Annotated in this window: 17 protein-coding genes; 7 read left to right on the forward strand and 10 right to left on the reverse strand. The window is 72.7% G+C overall.

What is annotated here, in order from left to right; translation table 11 throughout:
- The first annotated feature begins 2 nt into the window (after nt 1–2).
- On the forward strand, nt 3–1241 hold the full coding sequence (gene glgC / locus ACFQ53_RS03295; RefSeq protein WP_377855284.1) for a glucose-1-phosphate adenylyltransferase: 1239 nt from the start codon (nt 3–5) through the stop codon (nt 1239–1241).
- Between the two features lie 82 nt (nt 1242–1323).
- Nucleotides 1324–2040 carry a phosphoserine phosphatase SerB gene (gene serB, locus ACFQ53_RS03300; RefSeq protein WP_377855287.1) on the forward strand — a complete coding sequence of 239 codons (717 nt, stop codon included), beginning with the start codon at nt 1324–1326 and terminating at the stop codon, nt 2038–2040.
- Nucleotides 2041–2053: 13 nt separating this feature from the next.
- Here serB and ACFQ53_RS03305 read toward each other — a convergent pair whose 3' ends face one another.
- Entirely contained in the window at nt 2054–2575 is a 522-nt protein-coding gene (locus ACFQ53_RS03305; protein WP_249480182.1) for a histidine phosphatase family protein, read from the reverse strand.
- A 79-nt stretch (nt 2576–2654) separates the two neighbouring features.
- Nucleotides 2655–3380: a beta-ketoacyl-ACP reductase gene (locus ACFQ53_RS03310; RefSeq protein WP_249480181.1), complete on the reverse strand. Its 726-nt coding sequence runs from the start codon at nt 3378–3380 to the stop codon at nt 2655–2657.
- A gap of 174 nt (nt 3381–3554) precedes the next feature.
- On the opposite strand from ACFQ53_RS03310, the gene ACFQ53_RS03315 reads away from it, so the two are divergent.
- The 5 genes from ACFQ53_RS03315 to ACFQ53_RS03335 all read left to right on the forward strand — a co-directional run bounded on the left by ACFQ53_RS03315 (nt 3555) and on the right by ACFQ53_RS03335 (nt 7905).
- Nucleotides 3555–5177 (forward strand): hypothetical protein, encoded by a 1623-nt coding sequence (locus ACFQ53_RS03315; protein ID WP_377855290.1) that lies wholly within the window; start codon nt 3555–3557, stop codon nt 5175–5177.
- Between the two features lie 119 nt (nt 5178–5296).
- Nucleotides 5297–5710 (forward strand): hypothetical protein, encoded by a 414-nt coding sequence (locus ACFQ53_RS03320; protein ID WP_377855293.1) that lies wholly within the window; start codon nt 5297–5299, stop codon nt 5708–5710.
- Nucleotides 5707–6651 carry an SURF1 family protein gene (locus ACFQ53_RS03325; protein WP_377855296.1) on the forward strand — a complete coding sequence of 315 codons (945 nt, stop codon included), beginning with the start codon at nt 5707–5709 and terminating at the stop codon, nt 6649–6651. Before ACFQ53_RS03320 ends, ACFQ53_RS03325 begins: the two co-directional genes overlap by 4 nt.
- The gene (locus ACFQ53_RS03330) at nt 6623–7444 is read left to right on the forward strand and encodes a glycerophosphodiester phosphodiesterase family protein (RefSeq protein ID WP_377855299.1); all 822 of its coding nucleotides are present in this window, start codon (nt 6623–6625) and stop codon (nt 7442–7444) included. The genes ACFQ53_RS03325 and ACFQ53_RS03330 overlap by 29 nt, the downstream gene beginning before the upstream one ends.
- Nucleotides 7445–7554: 110 nt before the next feature.
- Nucleotides 7555–7905, forward strand: a complete 351-nt coding sequence (locus ACFQ53_RS03335) for an RNA polymerase-binding protein RbpA (RefSeq protein WP_152352953.1) — start codon at nt 7555–7557, stop codon at nt 7903–7905.
- A gap of 106 nt (nt 7906–8011) precedes the next feature.
- Here the strand turns inward: ACFQ53_RS03335 and ACFQ53_RS03340 are convergent, their stop codons facing one another.
- The 8 genes from ACFQ53_RS03340 to tatA all read right to left on the reverse strand — a co-directional run bounded on the left by ACFQ53_RS03340 (nt 8012) and on the right by tatA (nt 17271).
- Nucleotides 8012–8638 (reverse strand): FxsA family protein, encoded by a 627-nt coding sequence (locus ACFQ53_RS03340; RefSeq protein WP_377855302.1) that lies wholly within the window; start codon nt 8636–8638, stop codon nt 8012–8014.
- A gap of 4 nt (nt 8639–8642) precedes the next feature.
- Nucleotides 8643–9428 (reverse strand): polyprenol monophosphomannose synthase, encoded by a 786-nt coding sequence (locus ACFQ53_RS03345; protein ID WP_377855305.1) that lies wholly within the window; start codon nt 9426–9428, stop codon nt 8643–8645.
- Nucleotides 9425–11089, reverse strand: a complete 1665-nt coding sequence (lnt, locus tag ACFQ53_RS03350) for an apolipoprotein N-acyltransferase (RefSeq protein ID WP_377855308.1) — start codon at nt 11087–11089, stop codon at nt 9425–9427. The genes ACFQ53_RS03345 and lnt overlap by 4 nt, the downstream gene beginning before the upstream one ends.
- Complete coding sequence (locus ACFQ53_RS03355; protein ID WP_377855311.1) at nt 11089–11856, reverse strand: hypothetical protein; 768 nt, start codon at nt 11854–11856, stop codon at nt 11089–11091. The genes lnt and ACFQ53_RS03355 overlap by 1 nt, the downstream gene beginning before the upstream one ends.
- 85 nt (nt 11857–11941) lie before the next feature.
- Complete coding sequence (locus ACFQ53_RS03360; RefSeq protein ID WP_377855314.1) at nt 11942–14902, reverse strand: DEAD/DEAH box helicase; 2961 nt, start codon at nt 14900–14902, stop codon at nt 11942–11944.
- Nucleotides 14902–15852, reverse strand: a complete 951-nt coding sequence (locus ACFQ53_RS03365) for a diacylglycerol/lipid kinase family protein (RefSeq protein ID WP_377855317.1) — start codon at nt 15850–15852, stop codon at nt 14902–14904. Before ACFQ53_RS03365 ends, ACFQ53_RS03360 begins: the two co-directional genes overlap by 1 nt.
- Nucleotides 15849–16790, reverse strand: a complete 942-nt coding sequence (tatC, locus tag ACFQ53_RS03370; RefSeq protein WP_377855320.1) for a twin-arginine translocase subunit TatC — start codon at nt 16788–16790, stop codon at nt 15849–15851. The genes ACFQ53_RS03365 and tatC overlap by 4 nt, the downstream gene beginning before the upstream one ends.
- Nucleotides 16791–16908: 118 nt before the next feature.
- A complete protein-coding gene (tatA, locus tag ACFQ53_RS03375; RefSeq protein ID WP_377855323.1) occupies nt 16909–17271 on the reverse strand; it encodes a Sec-independent protein translocase subunit TatA in 363 nt (120 codons plus the stop codon).
- Nucleotides 17272–17335 lie beyond the last annotated feature (64 nt).

Genomic DNA, 17335 nt, shown 5'->3' on the forward strand with positions numbered 1-17335 from the left:
TCATGTCTACCGTGCTCGCCATCGTTCTTGCCGGGGGCGAGGGCAAGCGGCTGATGCCGCTGACCCTCGATCGTGCGAAGCCGGCCGTCCCGTTCGGGGGCATCTACCGGCTCATCGATTTCGCCCTGTCCAACATCGTCAACTCCGGGTACCTGCGCATCGTCGTGCTCACCCAGTACAAGTCGCATTCGCTCGACAAGCACATCGCCTCGACCTGGCGGATGAGCTCCCTGCTGGGGAACTATGTGGCGCCGGTGCCCGCCCAGCAGCGCATGGGCAAGCACTGGTACCGCGGCAGCGCCGACGCGATCTACCAGTCCCTGAACCTCATCGAGGAGGAGAAGCCGGACTACGTGGTGGTGGTCGGCGCGGACCACGTGTACCGCATGGACTTCTCGCAGATGGTCGATGCCCACATCGCCTCCGGGAAGGCCTGCACGGTCGCCGCGATCCGCCAGCCCCTCGAGGAGTCGGACCAGTTCGGGGTGATCGAGACCGATCCGGCCTCGCCCGAGGTGATCTCCCGCTTCGTCGAGAAGCCGAAGGAGACCGCCGGGCTCGCCGACGACCCCAGCCAGGTCCTGGCCTCCATGGGCAACTACGTCTTCACGGCCGACGCCCTCGTCGAGGCCGTGACCGAGGACGCGGAGAACCCCGATTCCGCCCACGACATGGGCGGGGACATCGTCCCCTACTTCGTCGACCAGGGCGAGGCGGGCGTCTACGACTTCATCCGCAACGACGTGCCCGGCTCGACCGACCGCGACCGCGACTACTGGCGCGACGTCGGCACGCTCGACGCCTTCTACGAGGCCCACATGGACCTCATCTCGATCCACCCCGTCTTCAACCTCTACAACGAGAAGTGGGCGACCTTCGCGGGCACGCGCAACGTGCCGCCGGCCAAGTTCGTGCACGCCGGGCCGGGCCGCGTGGGCTCGGCCGTCGACTCGATCGTCTCGCCCGGGGTGGTCGTCTCCGGCGCCCAGGTCTCGAACTCGGTGCTCTCCCCCGGGGTGCGCCTGCACTCGTGGTCGAGCGTCTCCGACTCGGTGCTCATGGACGGCGTCTCGGTGGGCAGGCACTGCCAGGTCCACCGGGCGATCATCGACAAGAATGTGGTGATCCCGCCCCGCACGCAGATCGGGCTGGACGCCGAGAAGGACCGCGCCCGCGGCTTCCACGTCACCGAGTCCGGTCTCACCGTGATCGGCAAGGGAGTCGTCATCACCCCGACGTGATCCCCGACCGCCCGCGCCGAGCAGCTGTCGGGGAGGCGTCGGGCGCCCGACGGGACCGAGTCCGACGAGACCGAGGAGAGCGTTGAACCAGTCCCCCGAGATCCCCACGACCCCGTCGGCCCCCGGTGCGCACGCCACTGCTCACCGCGCCCCCGCGCGGGCACTGCTGGTCAGCGACGTCGACTCGACCTTCCTCACCCAGGAGGTCATCGAGCTGGTGGCCGAGCATGCGGGCGCCCGCGAGCAGGTCGCGGAGGTCACGACGCGCGCGATGCGCGGTGAGATGGACTTCACCCAGTCCCTGCACGCGCGGGTCGCGACCCTCGCGGGGCTCCCCGTGAGCGTGCTCGCCGAGGTCCGCGCGGCGCTCGTGCCCACCCCCGGTGCGCTCGAGCTGGTGGAGCGATGCCGCGCGGCGGGCGTGGTGACGGCGCTGGTCTCCGGCGGATTCCACGAGGCGATCGACGAGCTCGCCGCCTCGGCCGGGATCGACCACGTGCTCGCGAACCGCTTCGAGGTCCGGGAGGACCGCCTCACCGGGCGGGTGAGCGGGCCGATCGTCGACGCGCAGACCAAGCGCCGCACCCTCGAGGAGCTCGCGGCGCGCCACGGCGTCCCGATCGAGCGGACGGTCGCCGTCGGCGACGGCGCGAACGACGCGCCCATGGTGCGCGCCGCAGGCATCGGCATCGCCTTCCGCGGCAAGCCCGCGCTCGTCGATGTCTCCGACGTGCACCTGGAGGGTGAGAGCCTGCTCGACGTGTGGCCGCACCTCGAGAGGATCCTCGAGCGCGACTGAGGGACCCGGCCCCTCAGCCGCGGACGACGGTGTGCAGCGTGAGGGACTCCTCCCCCAGGTCCGACCAGTGCGGGACGCTGCCCGAGAGCACGCAGAGCGCGCCGGTGGGCAGACCGATCCGGGTCTGGGCGACGGATCCGGGGTCGGAGTCCTCCGCGGCGAGGCCGTGCGTGAGCGAGGCCATGGTCGGCTCGTGGCCGATGACCATCACCACGTGCTCGGCGTCGTCGGTGGCGCGGACGAGGTCCAGCACCTCCGCGGGGCCGCCCTCGTAGATCTCCGGGAGGAAGTCCACGGTGCCGTCGAAGCCGGGCATCGAGGCGAGCACGCTCTCCCAGGTCTCCCGCGTGCGCACCGCGTCGGAGACGAGGACGCGCGTGGGCCGCACGCCCTGCGACTCGAGGTACTCGCCGGTCATCCGGGCCTGCGTGCGGCCGCGGTCTGTCAGCTCCCGCTCATGATCCGGATCCTGCGCGCTGTCCGCCTTGCCATGGCGCATGAGCAGGAGCAGGCGACTGTCGGGGTCGGAGGGCATCGGGTCGAGTCACGCCTTCTGTCTGGAGTGTCCGGTGGCAGGGGTCGCAGGTGCGCCGGACGCGCGGTCGCTGCGGGACTCAGTGTCCCATGCCCAGGCCGCCGTCGACAGGCACGACGGCGCCGGAGATGTAGGACGCGTCATCGCTCGCGAGGAAGGCCGTCACTCGGGCGACCTCGGCGGGTTCGGCGAAGCGGCCGGCGGGGATCTGCGAGAGGTAGTTCTTCTGCAGGTCCTCGGGCAGCGAGTCGGTCATGTCGGTCGCGATGTACCCGGGGGCGACGACGTTCGCGGTGATCCCGCGCGAACCGAGCTCGCGCGTGATGGAGCGCGCGATGCCCAGGAGGCCGGCCTTGGACGCCGCGTAGTTCACCTGCCCCGGCGAGCCGAGCTGGGCGACCACGGAGCTGATGAGGACGATGCGGCCCTTCTTCTTGCGCATCATCGACTTGATCACCCGCTTCACGGTGCGGAAGGAGCCCGTGAGGTTCGTGTCCACGACCTTCTCGAAGGACTCGTCGCTCATGCGCAGAAGCAGCTGGTCGTCGGTCATGCCGGCGTTGGCGACGAGCACCTCGATGGGGCCGTGCTCGGCCTCAGCCTGCTTCACCGCGGCGTCGAGCGAGTCGCCGTCGGTGATGTCCGCGGTCACGGTGAGCGTGCCCTCGGGGCCCTCCTGGCCCGAGCGCGAGGTGATCGCCACGCGGTCTCCGCGGCGCACGAACTCCTCGGCGATCGCGCGGCCGATGCCGCGGTTCCCGCCCGTGATGAGGACGCTGCGGGGTTCCGTGCTCTCGAGGGACATGCGTGGTGCTCCTTGCTGTGCGGGATGATGCGGATGCTGTGGGTGACGCGGGGCGCGCGCGAGGGCGGCCGGGGACGGCCGGTGCTCTAGCATACGTAGGGACCAGTGCACGGGGATCCGCCACACGCGGTCCCGGCAGGACGTACAGCATCCCTTCCGGAAGGTTCCTCCCTGATGGCTTACCGCTTCAACCCCCCGCCGAACTGGCCGATCGACGAGGAGGGCTGGACGCCGCCGCCGGGATGGCAGCCCGACCCCGCCTGGGGGCCGGCCCCCGAGGGATGGAACTTCTGGGTCGCCGACGAGGCGCCGCAGGCCCCGACCCAGCAGGCGGGCGAGGATGCGCACGTGCAGTCCGGCCCCGATGACGAGGCGACGCGGGTCGCCGGCGCCGCGTCCGCACAGGACACGTCCTCGGAGCAGGGCGCCGCTGCGGAGCAGGGGGCCGACAGCGGAGCGGGCACCGATCCCGAGGCGACGTCGTCTCCCGAGACCGCCGTGTACACGGGCCCGAGCGACGAGGAGACCTCCGCGGCGCTCGCCGGCTCGGCGCCGTACGAGAGCGCCGAGCCCGAGAACGACGAGACCGGTCGGGCCGCGGCCGAGGCCGCGCAGGACGAGCGGTCGGACGGCGCGCGCGCCGCGGGCGAGCAGGCTCCTGCTGGTGCTGCTGATCCTGCTGCCGAGGAGCCGGTGTCCGCGTACGGCCAGCAGCCTCCGGCCGCCCCCGCGTACGGGGCTGCCGCCGAGGACGGCGCGGCCTCGCAGCCGGCGCAGGGCTACGGCTCCCAGGACCAGGCGGAACAGGGGTACGGCCAGGGATCGCCCGCGCAGGGATACGGCCAGGACCCGCACGGCTACGGCCAGCCGTCGCCCGCGCAGGGATACGGCCAGGGATCGCCCGCGCAGGGATACGGCGCCGGCGACCAGCAGGGTCAGGGATACGGCGCGCAGGACCAGCAGGGTCAGGGATACGGCGCGCAGGGGTACGGCGCCCAGGGCGCACCGGCGTACGACCAGGGCGGGGCTGCCCCGAGCCAGGGGTCCCCGGCCTACGGGCCCTCGTCGGCCGGGGCCTACGGATCGCCCGATCCCGGCCCCGCGAGCGATCCGCAGGCCCAGTGGTCGACCGTGCCGAACGCGGCGGAGCCCGCGAAGAAGGGCGTCATCGCGCGGTTCTGGTGGATCGGCTGCATCGTGCTGCTCGTTCTCGCGATCGTCCTCGTCGTCCTCGGCATCTTCGCGGTCCGCGCGCTCGGAGGCTCGGACGACCCGAGCCCCTCGGCCGGGGCGACCACCAGTCAGGACGCAGCCTCCGAGGATCCCTCGCAGTCCGGGTCCGTGAGCGAGGACGCCGAGCCCACCGTCACCCCGTCGGTGCTGCCCACCGTCGACCCGTCGGCGAAGGAGATCGACGTCGTCGGTCCCGAGGGCAAGGGGAAGGTCCAGGTGTCCATGGAGTGGAAGAACGCCGAGGATCTGGACACGCAGTATGAGATCGATGACGCGAAGTACGGCCCCTACCTCGTGGTGACCACGCACCTCGAGGTCACCGAGGGCACGATGGACTGGGCGAACTGGGACTACTCCGTGGAGACCCCGTACGGCGGCACGGTCCAGTCCGACACGAACACCTACGCGCTGAAGAACTCCGGGATCGAGGGCAACAGCCCCTACGAGTTCTCCGAGGGCGACGAGTACTCCATGACCATGCTCTTCGCAGTGAAGCGCGCGGGCGGCAACAAGCTCGTCATGGACTCCGGAAGCGACACCTACAGCTGGGACATCAAGAAGTGACCTCGTCCTTCAATCCGCCACCCCACTGGCCGGAGCCGCCCGAGGACGGCTGGCTCCCGCCGGAGGGGTGGCGCCCCGACCCCGGGTGGGGTCGGGTGCCCGCCGGATGGCGGGTCTGGATGGACCGCACGCGGGCAGGGGGCGCCGAGGACGGCCCTCTGCTCCTCTCCGAGGACGTCCCCGCGAGCGGTGCCCGCGTGCGCCGCCGCATCCCCAGCTATCCCGTGACGGTCATGAACCCCGGGATCTGGTCGGAGAACCAGCTCGAGCACGAGGACTACGGCTTCCCGGAGCCGGCCGAACGCCGCGCGCGGCCCCGACTGCGCCTGGGCATGACGATCGTGGCGACCGTGGTCGGCCTGCTGATCGCCGCCGGCACCGCGGTGCTCTTCGTGCAGCTCATGCACTACGCCAGCGACTCCCTGCCCGCGACGTCCCTGCCCGCGACGTCCCTGTCCACAGCTTCCCAGCCCGCCGCGCCGGCCGCCCCCACGGCCCCGACGTCCCTCGCCGAGGTCACGACCGCCGCATGAGAATGGTCCTGAAGATCCTGCGTCGCCTCTTCGCCCGCGACGCCCTGGGCGCCGTCCTCGGCGTCATCCTCGCCGCCGCCGTCTGCATCGGCCTCGGCTTCTGGCAGTGGCACCGCTTCGAGGGAAAGCGCGAGAACGCCGACGTCATCGAGACCAACTACAGCGCCGCGCCCGTCGGCCTGGACAAGGTGCTCCCCTCCCCCGGCACGCCGCTGGCCTCCTCCGACCGCTGGAAGCAGGTCGAGCTGACCGGCAAGTACTGCACCCAGCCCGACTGCCTGCTGTGGGTGCGCAACCGTCCGCTCTCGGACTCGGTGGGCTTCTGGCAGCTCGTCCCCTTCACGACCGACCAGGGCACGCTCCTCGTCGTGCGCGGGTGGGTGGACGGCGCCGAGACCTCCTCCACGCCTGCGAGCGAACCGCCCGTGCCCGAGGGCCGCACCACCATCGTGGTGCGCATGCGCGTGGTCGAGCCGACCCTGGAGAACCGGCGGAACCCCCCGGGACAGGTCCAGACCGTCACCCCCAGCGCGATCGCCCCCGAGCTCCCCGATCTCGGCGGCAGCGTCTACACGGGGGCCTTCGGCGAGCTGGTCTCGGAGGACCCGTCGGTCAGCCCGATGCCCCACGTCCTCGAGGAGCCCGACACGAGCCTCGGCCCGCACCTCTCCTACGCCGTGCAGTGGTGGCTGTTCGCGGCCTTCTTCCCCATCGCCCTGGTGGTGCGCACGCGCCGCCAGATCCTCGACGAGGAGAGCGGGGACGACGAGAGCGGCGGCGAAGGCGGCGGCGAGGACGGGACCCGGAGCGGACCGGCGGAGACGACACGGGAGGCCGCGACCACCGCGCCGCGGGCGGCCTCCGCCGAGCTGCGCAGGGCGCGCCCGCGCACACAGGACGAGGAGGAAGAGGATGAGCTCCTGGACCACGGACGCCGCTGAGCACGGACGGTTCCTGCCCGGGCCGCGACCGCGGCGCATCGCCCACCGCGGGCTCGCGCTCGACGGCGCCGAGAACACGCTGCGCGCGTTCTCCGACGCGCTCGACGCCGGCGCCGACATGCTCGAGACCGACACCCGGGCCACGGCCGACGGGGTCGCCCTCGCCGTGCACGACCGCGACCTCACGCGCATCGCGGGCGACCCCCGGAGCATCGACGTCCTGCATGAGAGCGACCTCGAGGGCATCCGGGTCGCCGGGAGCGAGCCCCTCGCCCGACTCGAGGACGTGCTCGGGAGCTTCCCGGACGTCCCGGTGAACATCGACGTCAAGGACGAGGCGGCCGTCCGCCCGGCGGTCGAGGCGATCACCCGCACCGGCGCCGCGGGGCACGTGTGCGTGACGAGCTTCCGCGGCGCCGTCGCCTCGCGCGCCGTGCGCGAGGTGCGGGGCGTGACGGGGGTGACTCCCGTGCGCAGCCCGTCGCGGGAGGTGATCGCGGGCTTCGTCCTCGCCCGGGCGCTCGAGCTGCCCGATCCCGCGCTGCGCTCCCTGCTGCGCCCCTACGGCGCCCTGCAGGTGCCCGTCTCCCAGTCGGTGCTGCGCATCGTCACGCCCGCGAACGTCGCCGCCGCCCATCGCGTCGGCTGCGAGGTGCAGGTGTGGACGATCGACGAGACCGCGCGGATGAGGGACCTGCTCGCGATCGGCGTCGACGGCATCATCACCAATCGCGTCGATCGCCTGAGCGCCGTGCTCGACGGGACGGAGCCGCCGACCGGCGACGTGATGTGACCCACGCCGCGGCCCGGGAATGTTCCGTGCCCACGGGACGTTCTGGTCACTGTCGCGCCGCAGTGCGCGTGCGACCGCCGCCCCCGGAACCGTCAGGAAGGCACCATCGGATGAACAGCCGCAGCCTGCGAGGAACCCGCCTCGGATCCTTCAGCATGGAGACCGACGAGAACGTCCTCGCCGCCCCGCGCCAGGAGGCCGTCTACGACTGCCCCAACGGCCACACGATCATCCTCCCCTTCTCCGTCGAGGCCGACGTCCCGGCGATCTGGGAGTGCCGCTGCGGCAACACCGCCGTCCTGCGCGACCACGAGAAGCCCGAGGCGAAGCCGGGCAAGCCCCAGCGCACCCACTGGGACATGCTCCTCGAGCGCCGCAGCGAGGAGGATCTGCAGGTGCTCCTCGATCAGCGCCTCGACCTCCTGCACGCCGGCAAGCTGCATCAGCGCCGGAACCTCTGAACCACGGGCCCTGCGCCCGGCGGCTGCGCGCCGCATCCATGAGAAGGGCCCCGCGACCGTCATCGACGGCTGCGGGGCCCTTCTCGTGATGCGGCGGCGCGGCGCCTCAGTCCTGGGTGATCAGCGGCGGGCCGTCCGGTGACTGGCCGGACGAGGCGCCGCCGGAGGGCTTCTGCGGCGTCACCACGATCTCGCCGTCGATCACGCCTCCCGAGCTGCGCCGGAAGAGGACGCGGTGCGCGGCGTCGCCGCCACCGGACAGGCCCAGTCCCTCGACCGTGCGGCGCTGGACGGGCGTGAGCAGCAGGATGATCCCGACGATGTCGGTGAGGACGCCCGGGAAGAAGAAGCACGCGGCGGCCAGCACCGTGAACGCGGGGCGGCTGAGATGCTTCTGCACGTCCCCCGTGCCGCGCACGGCCCGCCACAGGGAGCGCGCGCGGGAGAGGGACTGCTGGCCCGCGGCGATCAGCAGGGCGACGCCCACGATCCAGCCCACGACGATGATGAGCAGCGACCACCACAGCGAGGACTTCACGCCGATGAGGATCAGCAGCGCGATCTCGATGATGCCCAGCACGAGCGCCGCATAGGGCAGCAGCGCGGCCAGCCTGGAGCGCCCGCCCGACGGCGGACTGCCGTGCGACGCGCCGGTGGACGAGCCTGCGGAGGAGCCGCTGGTCGAGCGGCCGCTGGACGAGGAACTGCTGGGAGACGAGAAGGTGGAGCTCATGGGATCACCTGCCGGACGGGAGCGAACTCTCACGTGATGCGTGGCGACCAGGGTATCGGAGCAGGGTGAGGAGCTGCTGGGAGCGGCGCTGCATCCCCCACCAGGTGACCTTCACGAGGGCTTCGCGCACGATCGCCGAGCTCATCTTGCTGGCGCCCTCGGTGCGCTCGTCGAAGTCGATGGGGACCTCGCGGACGACGGCGCCGCGCGCCGCGGAGCGCCGCGTCATGTCGACCTGGAAGCAGTAGCCCTGGGACGCGGGTCCGGACTCGACCAGGATCCGCGCGAGCGGGGCGCGGTAGGCGCGGAAGCCCGCGGTGGCGTCGTGCACCTGCAGCCCCAGGGCGAGGCGCGCGTAGACGTTCGCGGCGCGGGAGAGCAGCAGGCGGCGCAGCGGCCAGTCGTGGACGCGTCCGCCCGGCACCCATCGTGAGCCGATCGCGAGGTCCGCCCCGCCCTCGACCGCGTCCAGGAGGCGCGGGAGCTGCTCGGGCCGGTGGGAGGCGTCGGCGTCCATCTCCACGAGCACCTCGGTGCCGCGCTCGAGCCCCCAGCGGAAGCCCGCGAGGTAGGCGGGGCCGAGGCCCTCCTTGCCCGCGCGGTGGAGGACGTCGACCTGCGGGTCGTCCTGCGCGAGGGTCTCGGCGAGCTCGCCGGTGCCGTCCGGGGAGGCGTCGTCGACCACGAGCACGTGGGCGTCCGGGACGGCCGCCCGCAGACGCGCGAGGGTCGAGGGCAGGGTCTCGCGCTCGTCGTAGGTCGGGATGACGACGAGGACCCGGGCGCTCACCGGGAGCTCCCGCCGCGCGCGGCGGCGCGCTCGCGGCGGCGCATCGCGGGGGCGACGGCCCGGCGTCCGCCGGCGCCGGCGAACAGCACGCCCGCGATCGCGAGGGCGGAGAGCACGATCTCCGGCCAGCGGCCGGCCGCGACGGCCGGCGTGATCCCGGTGCGCAGCGGCACCTCGCCGATCACTGATCCCTGCGTCCAGTGGTCCTGGTAGTCGAGGGTGCGGCCCTCGGGGGTGAAGATCGCGCTCTGGCCGACGGTCGAGACGTGCACGACGCTGCGGCCGCTGACGACCGCGAACACCTTCGACTCCGCGACCTGCTGGATCGCCTCGTCGGAGTCGCCGAACAGGGCGTTGTTGGACTGCACCACGATCACCTGGGCGCCGTCGTCCACGACGTCGTCCACGAGGTCCTGGTAGGCGATCTCGAAGCAGATGAGCACGCCCACGCCGTGCCCGTCGACGTCGAAGACGCCCGGCTGCGTGCCCGCCTTCATGTCGGAGGAGACGAGGTCGACCTTGTCGCTCAGGGTGCGGAAGAACGAGCGGTAGGGGATGTACTCGCCGAAGGGCACCGGGTGGCGCTTGGCGTAGACGCCGGCGACGGTGCCGTCCGTCGTCCACAGCAGCGAGTTGTTGTACCTGCCGCCGTCGTCCGTGGGGGTCTGGGTGCCGACCATGATCGGCGCCTGGGCGTCCTGCGCGGCGGCGGTGATCGCCTGGCCGCGGGAGGCGTCCGCGCGCGGGTCCCAGCCGGTGGAGTCCTCGGGCCAGACCACGAGGTCCAGCTGCCCGCCGTCCTCACGCACCTGCTGGACGGCGTCGGCCGTGGCAGTGAGCTGGTTCGGGAAGATCTCGGAGGGCATGGCGAGGCTCTCCGGGTCGATGGGCGGCACGTTGCCCTGGACGCCCGCGATGGTCATCGAGCCGTCGTCCGACGGGGCGGGGTTCTTGGGCAGCGGGACCACCATGGTGCCGATGACGACGCCGACGACCGTCGCCATCGGCCACACCCCGCTGAGCCCCCTGACGCCGCGATGGCGCCGGCCCAGCAGGGCGAGCGCTCCCCCGCACAGGAACTGCGCCAGCAGGGCGACCACGAAGGACAGACCGGCGGTGCCGATCCACGGGCCCAGGTTCAGCAGCGGCGAATCGCTGAGGGCGAAGGGCACCGAGCCCCAGGACAGCCCGCCCCAGGGGAAGGTCGAGCGCAGGGTCTCGACGGCCACCCAGAGCGCGGCCAGCACGATCCCGGAGCCCAGCCCGATGCCGCGGCGCACCAGCACCGCGCGCGCGGCGAGCCCGTAGAGGACGATGTAGAGGGCCTCGAAGGCGCCGAGGGCGAGCCACGGGGCGGGGCCCGCGTAGGTCTTCGCCCAGATGGTCAGGGGGACGAAGAAGGCCAGCCCCCAGAGCAGGGAGGCCAGGGCCGCGACGTGCCAGCGCCGCGTGAGCACGCACGCGTTGAGGGCGGCGATCGCGAAGGGCAGCAGCATCCACAGGTCGTAGGGCGGGAAGGCGGCGAGGGCCCCGAGGCCGCCGAGGACCCCCAGCACGAGCGCCGCGAGCACGGGCGTGGGCGCCACCTGGTCGCGCGGGGTGCGCACGCCGCGCCGCACCGCCGGGTGGGCGCCGCGGGCCCCGCTCGTGGTCCGTGTCATCAGCCGAGGGCCCCCGGCACGTCGTGGACGATCTCCCCGCGCACGAGCGTGCGCAGCGCCCGCGGCGCGCCCTCGGTGAGGTCGGGGAGCATGGGGGTGCGCGAACGGGGGTCGACGGACCAGGCGTTGGTGCGGATGTCCGAGGAGTGGACGGTGAAGTCCCAGGGCTCCCACACCACGAGCGTCGCCTCGACGCCGAGGTTCAGGGCACCGGGATGGGGCACGTCCAGCAGCCGCAGGCCCGCGCGCGTGGAGGCGAGGAACGCCGCCCGGTCGCTGATGCGCTGGGCGGGATCCCCGCCGTGGGCGGCGGCGCGCACCCAGCTCCACGGGTCCAGGGCGTCCTCGGCCCCGAGCGAGCCGAAGGCCAGCGGGACGCCCTGCGCACTGAGGTCTTTGAGCGGCAGCGGCTCGGCGACGGGGCTCAGCACGCGCATGCCCTCGCGCGTCCCCGCGCTCCCGGGGACGGCCCCGGTGATGCCGCGGGAGGCCGCGGCGGCGCGCCAGTCGTCGTCCACGGCGGCGCCGTCGGGCGTGGGCAGGCAGTCGACGAATCCCGGGGTGAGCAGGCAGCCGGTCGCGTCGATGCGGCGCGCGCGGGGGTGGAGGCCCTCCGCGGTCTCCGTCGGCCCGATCCATGCCACCACTCCCCCGGAGACGAGGACGGCGGAGGCCTCCGGATCCTGCGTGGAGTAGACGACGACGCCGGTGAAGAGCACCTCGTCCTGCGCGGAGGTCGACGGGGCATCGGTGCCGGGCGCGGTCATGACCGGGGTACTCCTTGCGGACGTGGTGGGAGCGGGCGGGCTCGTGGCGGAGGCGGCGGGCTGGCGGGACGGACGCGGCGCGGGGTCATCGCTCCATCTCCTGGGCGACGAGGCCGCGGCGCACGCCGACTATGGCATCCCTGGCTGAGAGGGAGACGTGGGGTGAGTCGGTGAGCTGCTCGAGCAGGTCCACGACCTGCCGGCAGTGGCGGACGAAGTCCCCCGGGGTGAGATCCGCGTCCTGGAGGGCGGCGGCGAGATGCTCGCCGCTCGCCCAGCGGTGCATGATCGCGCTGATCGCAGGATCGGGCGCCGCCGTGGGGTCGACGCCGTGGCGCTCCTCGGCGGAGCGCAGGCCCTTCGCCACGTGCTCGGTCGCGACCAGGGACGCGTCGAAGCGGGCGCCGGGAGGCAGCTCGGGCGCCTGCGGGGAGTCGCGCCGGGCCTCGTAGGTGCAGGCGGAGACCATCGCGGCGAGCTCCGCCGGGCGCAGCTCGTCCCAGGCGCCGCGCTCGAGGCACTCGGCGACCAGCAGGTCGCGATCCGAGAACAGTCGGCGCAGGCGGAGGCCGCGCTCCGTCGGCCGCAGGCCGCCGTCGGGAGCCTCGGCGAGGTGCCCGAGCTCGGTGAGCAGGGCGATCAGACGATCGAACTGGCGGGCCAGCGACGAGGTGCGGCCCTCGATGCGCCGCTGCACGGAGGCGAGGTCCTTCTCGGCGCGGCCGAGGCGCTGCAGCCACCGCTCATGGGCCTCGAGCTCGGGGCACGTGTGGCAGGGGTGGGCGCGCATCCGCTCGCGGAGCTCGATGAGCTCGGGATCCTCCGCGGCGGTCGACGGGGAGCGCCCGGCGAGACGACGGACCTCGGCGCGCGCGTCGTGGTCGTGCCCGGCCAGGCGCTCGCGCAGGGCGGCGGCGGTGTCCTTGCGGACCTTCGCCGACCCCATGCGGTCGGGCCGCGGCAGGCGCAGGGTGTCGATGACCGCGGGAGGGCTGGGCACGTCCCCGGGGCGGAGGCTGCGCGCGCGGCCCTCCGTCGTGAGCACGTCGACCTGCGGGCCGCCGAGGACCTCGCGGTCCACGTCGAGCACGACCGCGTACCCCTGGCGCCTGCCGCCCGGGAGGGCGATCACCTCTCCGCGGCGCAGGGCGCGCAGCGCCTTCAGGGTGCGATCGCGATCGCCGGCGGAGCGGCGCCAGGAGAGGGTCTTCTCGCGCTCGGTGATGCGGCGCCGGATCTCCGCGTACTCCCCCAGGTCTCCGCGCTCGCACACCGCCGCCTCGCGGTAGGAGGCGGCGGTGTCCTCGAGCTCGCGGGCGCGGCGGGCCAGACCCACCACGCTGCGATCGCTCTGGAACTGGGCGAAGCTCATCTCGAGGGTCTCGCGGGCCTGCTCGAGATCGAAGCGGCTCAGCAGGTTGACGGCCATGTTCGCCGTCGGGTGGAAGGCGGAGCGCAGCGGGAAGGTCCGTCGGGAGGCGAGGGAGGCCACCGCCGAGGCGTCGAACCCGGGGGCGGCGACGACGATCGCGTGGCCCTCCACGTCGATGCCGCGGCGGCCCGCCCGCCCGGTGAGCTGCGTGAACTCCCCCGGTGTGAGGTCGGCGTGCTCGACGCCGTTGAACTTCGTGAGCTTGTCCAGGACGACCGAGCGCGCGGGCATGTTGATGCCGAGCGCGAGGGTCTCGGTGGCGAAGACGACCTTGATCAGGGCCTCCTCGAAGAGGTCCTCGACGCAGGCCTTCAGCAGCGGGAGCATGCCGGCGTGGTGGGCGGCGAAGCCGTTCTCGGCGGCGCGGCGGAACTGGGCCAGGTGCAGGATCTGCTCGTCCTCGACGCCGATCACGGACAGGCGCTCGTCGAGGATCGCGCGGATGCGGGTCCGCTCGGAGTCCGTGGTCAGGCGCACGCGCGACTGGTCGAGTCGGCGCACGGAGGCGTCGCAGCCGGCGCGGGAGAAGATGAAGAAGATCGCGGGCAGCAGGCCCTCGTCGTCCAGGATGGCGACGATCTCCGACTGCCGCGGCGGCCGCGGCAGGTGCGGCGCGTGGCCGGTCTCGCCGCGGCTGCTGCCGCGGTGTCCTTCCCCGCCGTGACGCCCGTCGCCGCCGTGCCGGTCGTGGCCGCGCGGGCGGTGGCGTCCGCGGGTGCCCCGGCGGTCGCTGCGCCCGCGGCCCCCGTGGCCCCTGCCGGCGCGGCCTCCGCCGCCGTGCTCTCCATGCCCTCGGTGACCGCCGGAACCGCCGCGCGCTCCCCCGCGCCGGCCGTCGACCGGGGCCGAGAGCGACGAGACCTGCTCGAGGTCGGGGTTGATCTCGCTGCGACCGCGGGCTCCCGGGCCGTGGGAGACGACTCTCTCGCCGTCCTCGTCGACGAAGAGGTCCATGAGCTCGGTCCCCACGAGCACGTGCTGCCACAGCGGCACCGGGCGGGTCTCGGAGACGACGATCGCGGTGCTCCCGCGCACCTCCTGCAGCCAGGTGCCGAACTCCTCGGCGTTCGAGACGGTGGCCGAGAGCGCGACGAGCTGCACGGAGCGGTCGAGGTGGATGATGACCTCCTCCCAGACCGGTCCGCGCAGCCGATCGGCGAGGTAGTGGACCTCGTCCATCACGACGAAGCCGAGGCCGTCGAGCAGCGGCGAGCCCGCATAGAGCATGTTGCGCAGCACCTCGGTGGTCATCACGACCACGTCGGCCTCGGGGTGCAGGCTCACGTCGCCGGTGAGCAGGCCGACCCTCTCGTGGCCGAGCCATGCGCGCAGCTCGTCGTGCTTCTGGTTCGACAGCGCCTTGATCGGGGTCGTGTAGAAGACCTTGCGCCCCTGGGAGAGGGCGAGGTGGACCGCGAACTCGCCGACGATGGTCTTGCCGGCGCCCGTGGGCGCCGCCACGAGGACGGAGTCGCCGTGCTCGAGGGCCTCGCAGCCGTCGACCTGGAAGGGGTCGAGGGCGAAGTCGAAGCGCTCGCGGAACACGGCGAGCTCGGTCCCCTGGCGCCGCTGCTCCGCGCGGAACCGGGCGTAGGCCTCCGAGGGCGAGCTCATCATGCCCTCCCTTCCGCGTGGGGGAGGTCGGCGAGGATGCGCACCGCCCCCGGGAGGACCCGGGCGCGCACGGGGAGCTGGCTGCGCGGCTCGCCGTCGGCGAAGGCTCGCAGGAGCATCGGCTCCCGCAGGCCCAGCCGGATCTCGCGGACCTGCCGCACGGTGAAGACGGAGAGGTCCGTGTGGGTACCGCGGAAGACCCGGGGGAAGAAGCGCACGAGCCCGCCGCGACCGAGGCCGGAGACGATCGCGAGGTCGAGCAGGCCGTCGTCGACGCGGGCGTCGGGAACCAGGCGCATCCCGCCGCCGAAGATCCCCGTGCTGCACAGGGTCATCAGGCTCGCGTCGATCTCCTCGCGAGGGCCGCCGTCGACCTCGATCCAGTACGGCAAGGGCCGGAACGAGGCCAGCTCGCGCATCACCCCGCCCGTGTAGCGCAGGCGCGGCGAGAGCCGGGAGGAGTTCGCGCGGGCGTTTACGAGCGCGTCGAAGCCGAGCGACACGTTGCCCACGGCGATCGTCGGGGCGCCGGCCGGATGCCCGTCCTCGACGTCCGCCCGGAGCTCGATGGCGTCGATCGTCACCACGGGCCGCGAGAGGGCGTGCAGGAGGTTGCGCACGGACGCCTCGACATCGGTCTCCTCCAGACCCAGGGCACGCGCGAAGTCGTTGCCGCTCCCCGCGGGCACGACGCCGAGGCGCACCGCGGTGTGCGCGACGATCTCGGCGCCGAGCGCCACGGTGCCGTCTCCTCCCACGACGACGAGCGCAGTGAGGGTCTCGCGGACCTCCATGGCGCGGGCGCGGGCGACGGCCGCGCTAGACGCGGTGAGCTCGACGACGGAGATGCCGGCGATCCGCAGGAGGTGGGCGACCTGGCGCCCCGTGCGCTGGGCGGCGCCGTGGGCGGCGGACGGATTCGTCAGCAATCCGATCCGCAGGCGGCTCACCGGTCGTCGTCCTCGTCGAGGGACGACGGCCCGTCGATCGACTCGGGGGCGTCGTCGATGCTGCTCGCCTGCTCGTCGTCGAGCTCGGTGCCCTCCCGTTTGGCGCGGCGCCTGTCGTTCCAGAAGCTGACCGCGACGGCGGCGAAGTAGAGGGCCACCATCGGCAGGGTCATCCCGATCATCGTGAACGGATCGGGCGTGGGCACCATGACCGCCGTGAAGGCGAAGCAGAGGAAGACCACCCAGCGCCAGGCCTTGAGCATGCTGCGGCCCGAGAGGATCCCCAGGAAGTTCAGCAGCACGAGGACCACGGGCAGGTCGAAGGCGACGCCGAAGGCCAGCATGGTCTTGATGAACAGCTTGAGGTAGTCGCCGAAGTTCAGGTTGGCGGTGACGGCCTCGCTGTTCGGGGCGAAGCTCAGCAGGATCGGGATCGCCTTGTCCATGATCCAGTAGCCGGCCACGCAGCCGATGAAGAACAGCGGGATCGCGGAGCCGAAGAAGCCGATCGCGTAGCGACGCTCGGTCTTGTGCAGACCCGGGACGAGAAACATCCAGATCTCGTAGATCACCACGGGCGCGGAGAGGATCAGGCCGATGTACGCCGAGATCTGGAGCTTCGTGCTGAGGAAGTCCCCGGCCTTCGTGTAGCTGATCCGCGCGTCGAGGTTCGGGTTCAGCACCTTCGCCGCGTTGAACGGCCGCTGCAGGAACGAATACACGAAATCGAAGGCGAACCAGCCGACGACGGAGAGGAGCAGGATCGCGACCGCACAGACCACCAGGCGGTTGCGCAGCTCGATGAGGTGCTCGTTGAGGGCCATGCGGCCCTCGGGATCGCGACGACGCCTCGTCTTCGCCGACGACTTCGACGAGCCGCGGCCCCGGCGAGCCTTCGCGGGCTCGGCGGCCTCGTCGGAGGTCTGGTTCTGCGCCACGGGCGATTCGTCCTTCCGGCATCGAGGGTCCGGGCGCCTGGGACGCCCGGACCCGTCAGATCATGCGGGCTCGCGCTGGGAGCGGGAGCCGCGAGGAGACAGCGAGGAGAGCAGGAGCTCAGTCGCGACGGTAGTCGTCCTCGGGCCGGTCCTGTGCGCGCACCGCGTCGCGGTCGCGCTCATCGCGCGGATCGTAGGCCCGGTCCCGGTCGTCGCGCCCGGAGCGCTCGTCACGCGCGTCGGCGGAGCCGCGCGCGTCCCGCTCGTCCCGACGGTCGCGGCTCGAGCGGTCGCGCCGATCTCGGGGCTCCTCGTCCTGCTCGTCCTCGGCCTCGTCCCCGCGCAGCTCGTCGACCTCGCTCTTGAAGATGCGCATCGACTTGCCCACGTTGCGCGCCAGGCTCGGGAGCTTGCCCGCACCGAAGAGAAGCAGCACCACCAGGACGAGGATGATGATGTGCCAGGGCTTGATCGCACCCATGGTCTTTCCTTTCGTCGGGGCCGCGGCGGGAGGCGGCCTCAGTATCGTCCCACAGCGGGACTGT

Origin of the sequence: Brachybacterium sp. NPDC056505 (assembly GCF_042794925.1) — a bacterium.
Lineage (GTDB): Bacteria > Actinomycetota > Actinomycetes > Actinomycetales > Dermabacteraceae > Brachybacterium > Brachybacterium kimchii.

What these genes read in the sequence shown, in the direction of transcription:
- ACFQ53_RS03330 (WP_377855299.1), top strand. Translation starts at nt 6,623, where the DNA reads ATGAGCTCCTGGACCACGGACGCCGCTGAGCACGGACGGTTCCTGCCC.
- ACFQ53_RS03315 (WP_377855290.1), top strand. Translation starts at nt 3,555, where the DNA reads ATGGCTTACCGCTTCAACCCCCCGCCGAACTGGCCGATCGACGAGGAG.
- ACFQ53_RS03310 (WP_249480181.1), bottom strand. Translation starts at nt 3,380, where the DNA reads ATGTCCCTCGAGAGCACGGAACCCCGCAGCGTCCTCATCACGGGCGGG.
- ACFQ53_RS03335 (WP_152352953.1), top strand. Translation starts at nt 7,555, where the DNA reads ATGAACAGCCGCAGCCTGCGAGGAACCCGCCTCGGATCCTTCAGCATG.
- lnt (WP_377855308.1), bottom strand. Translation starts at nt 11,089, where the DNA reads ATGACACGGACCACGAGCGGGGCCCGCGGCGCCCACCCGGCGGTGCGG.
- ACFQ53_RS03305 (WP_249480182.1), bottom strand. Translation starts at nt 2,575, where the DNA reads ATGCCCTCCGACCCCGACAGTCGCCTGCTCCTGCTCATGCGCCATGGC.
- ACFQ53_RS03325 (WP_377855296.1), top strand. Translation starts at nt 5,707, where the DNA reads ATGAGAATGGTCCTGAAGATCCTGCGTCGCCTCTTCGCCCGCGACGCC.
- ACFQ53_RS03340 (WP_377855302.1), bottom strand. Translation starts at nt 8,638, where the DNA reads ATGAGCTCCACCTTCTCGTCTCCCAGCAGTTCCTCGTCCAGCGGCCGC.
- glgC (WP_377855284.1), top strand. Translation starts at nt 3, where the DNA reads ATGTCTACCGTGCTCGCCATCGTTCTTGCCGGGGGCGAGGGCAAGCGG.
- ACFQ53_RS03355 (WP_377855311.1), bottom strand. Translation starts at nt 11,856, where the DNA reads ATGACCGCGCCCGGCACCGATGCCCCGTCGACCTCCGCGCAGGACGAG.
- ACFQ53_RS03360 (WP_377855314.1), bottom strand. Translation starts at nt 14,902, where the DNA reads ATGAGCTCGCCCTCGGAGGCCTACGCCCGGTTCCGCGCGGAGCAGCGG.
- ACFQ53_RS03320 (WP_377855293.1), top strand. Translation starts at nt 5,297, where the DNA reads ATGGACCGCACGCGGGCAGGGGGCGCCGAGGACGGCCCTCTGCTCCTC.
- tatA (WP_377855323.1), bottom strand. Translation starts at nt 17,271, where the DNA reads ATGGGTGCGATCAAGCCCTGGCACATCATCATCCTCGTCCTGGTGGTG.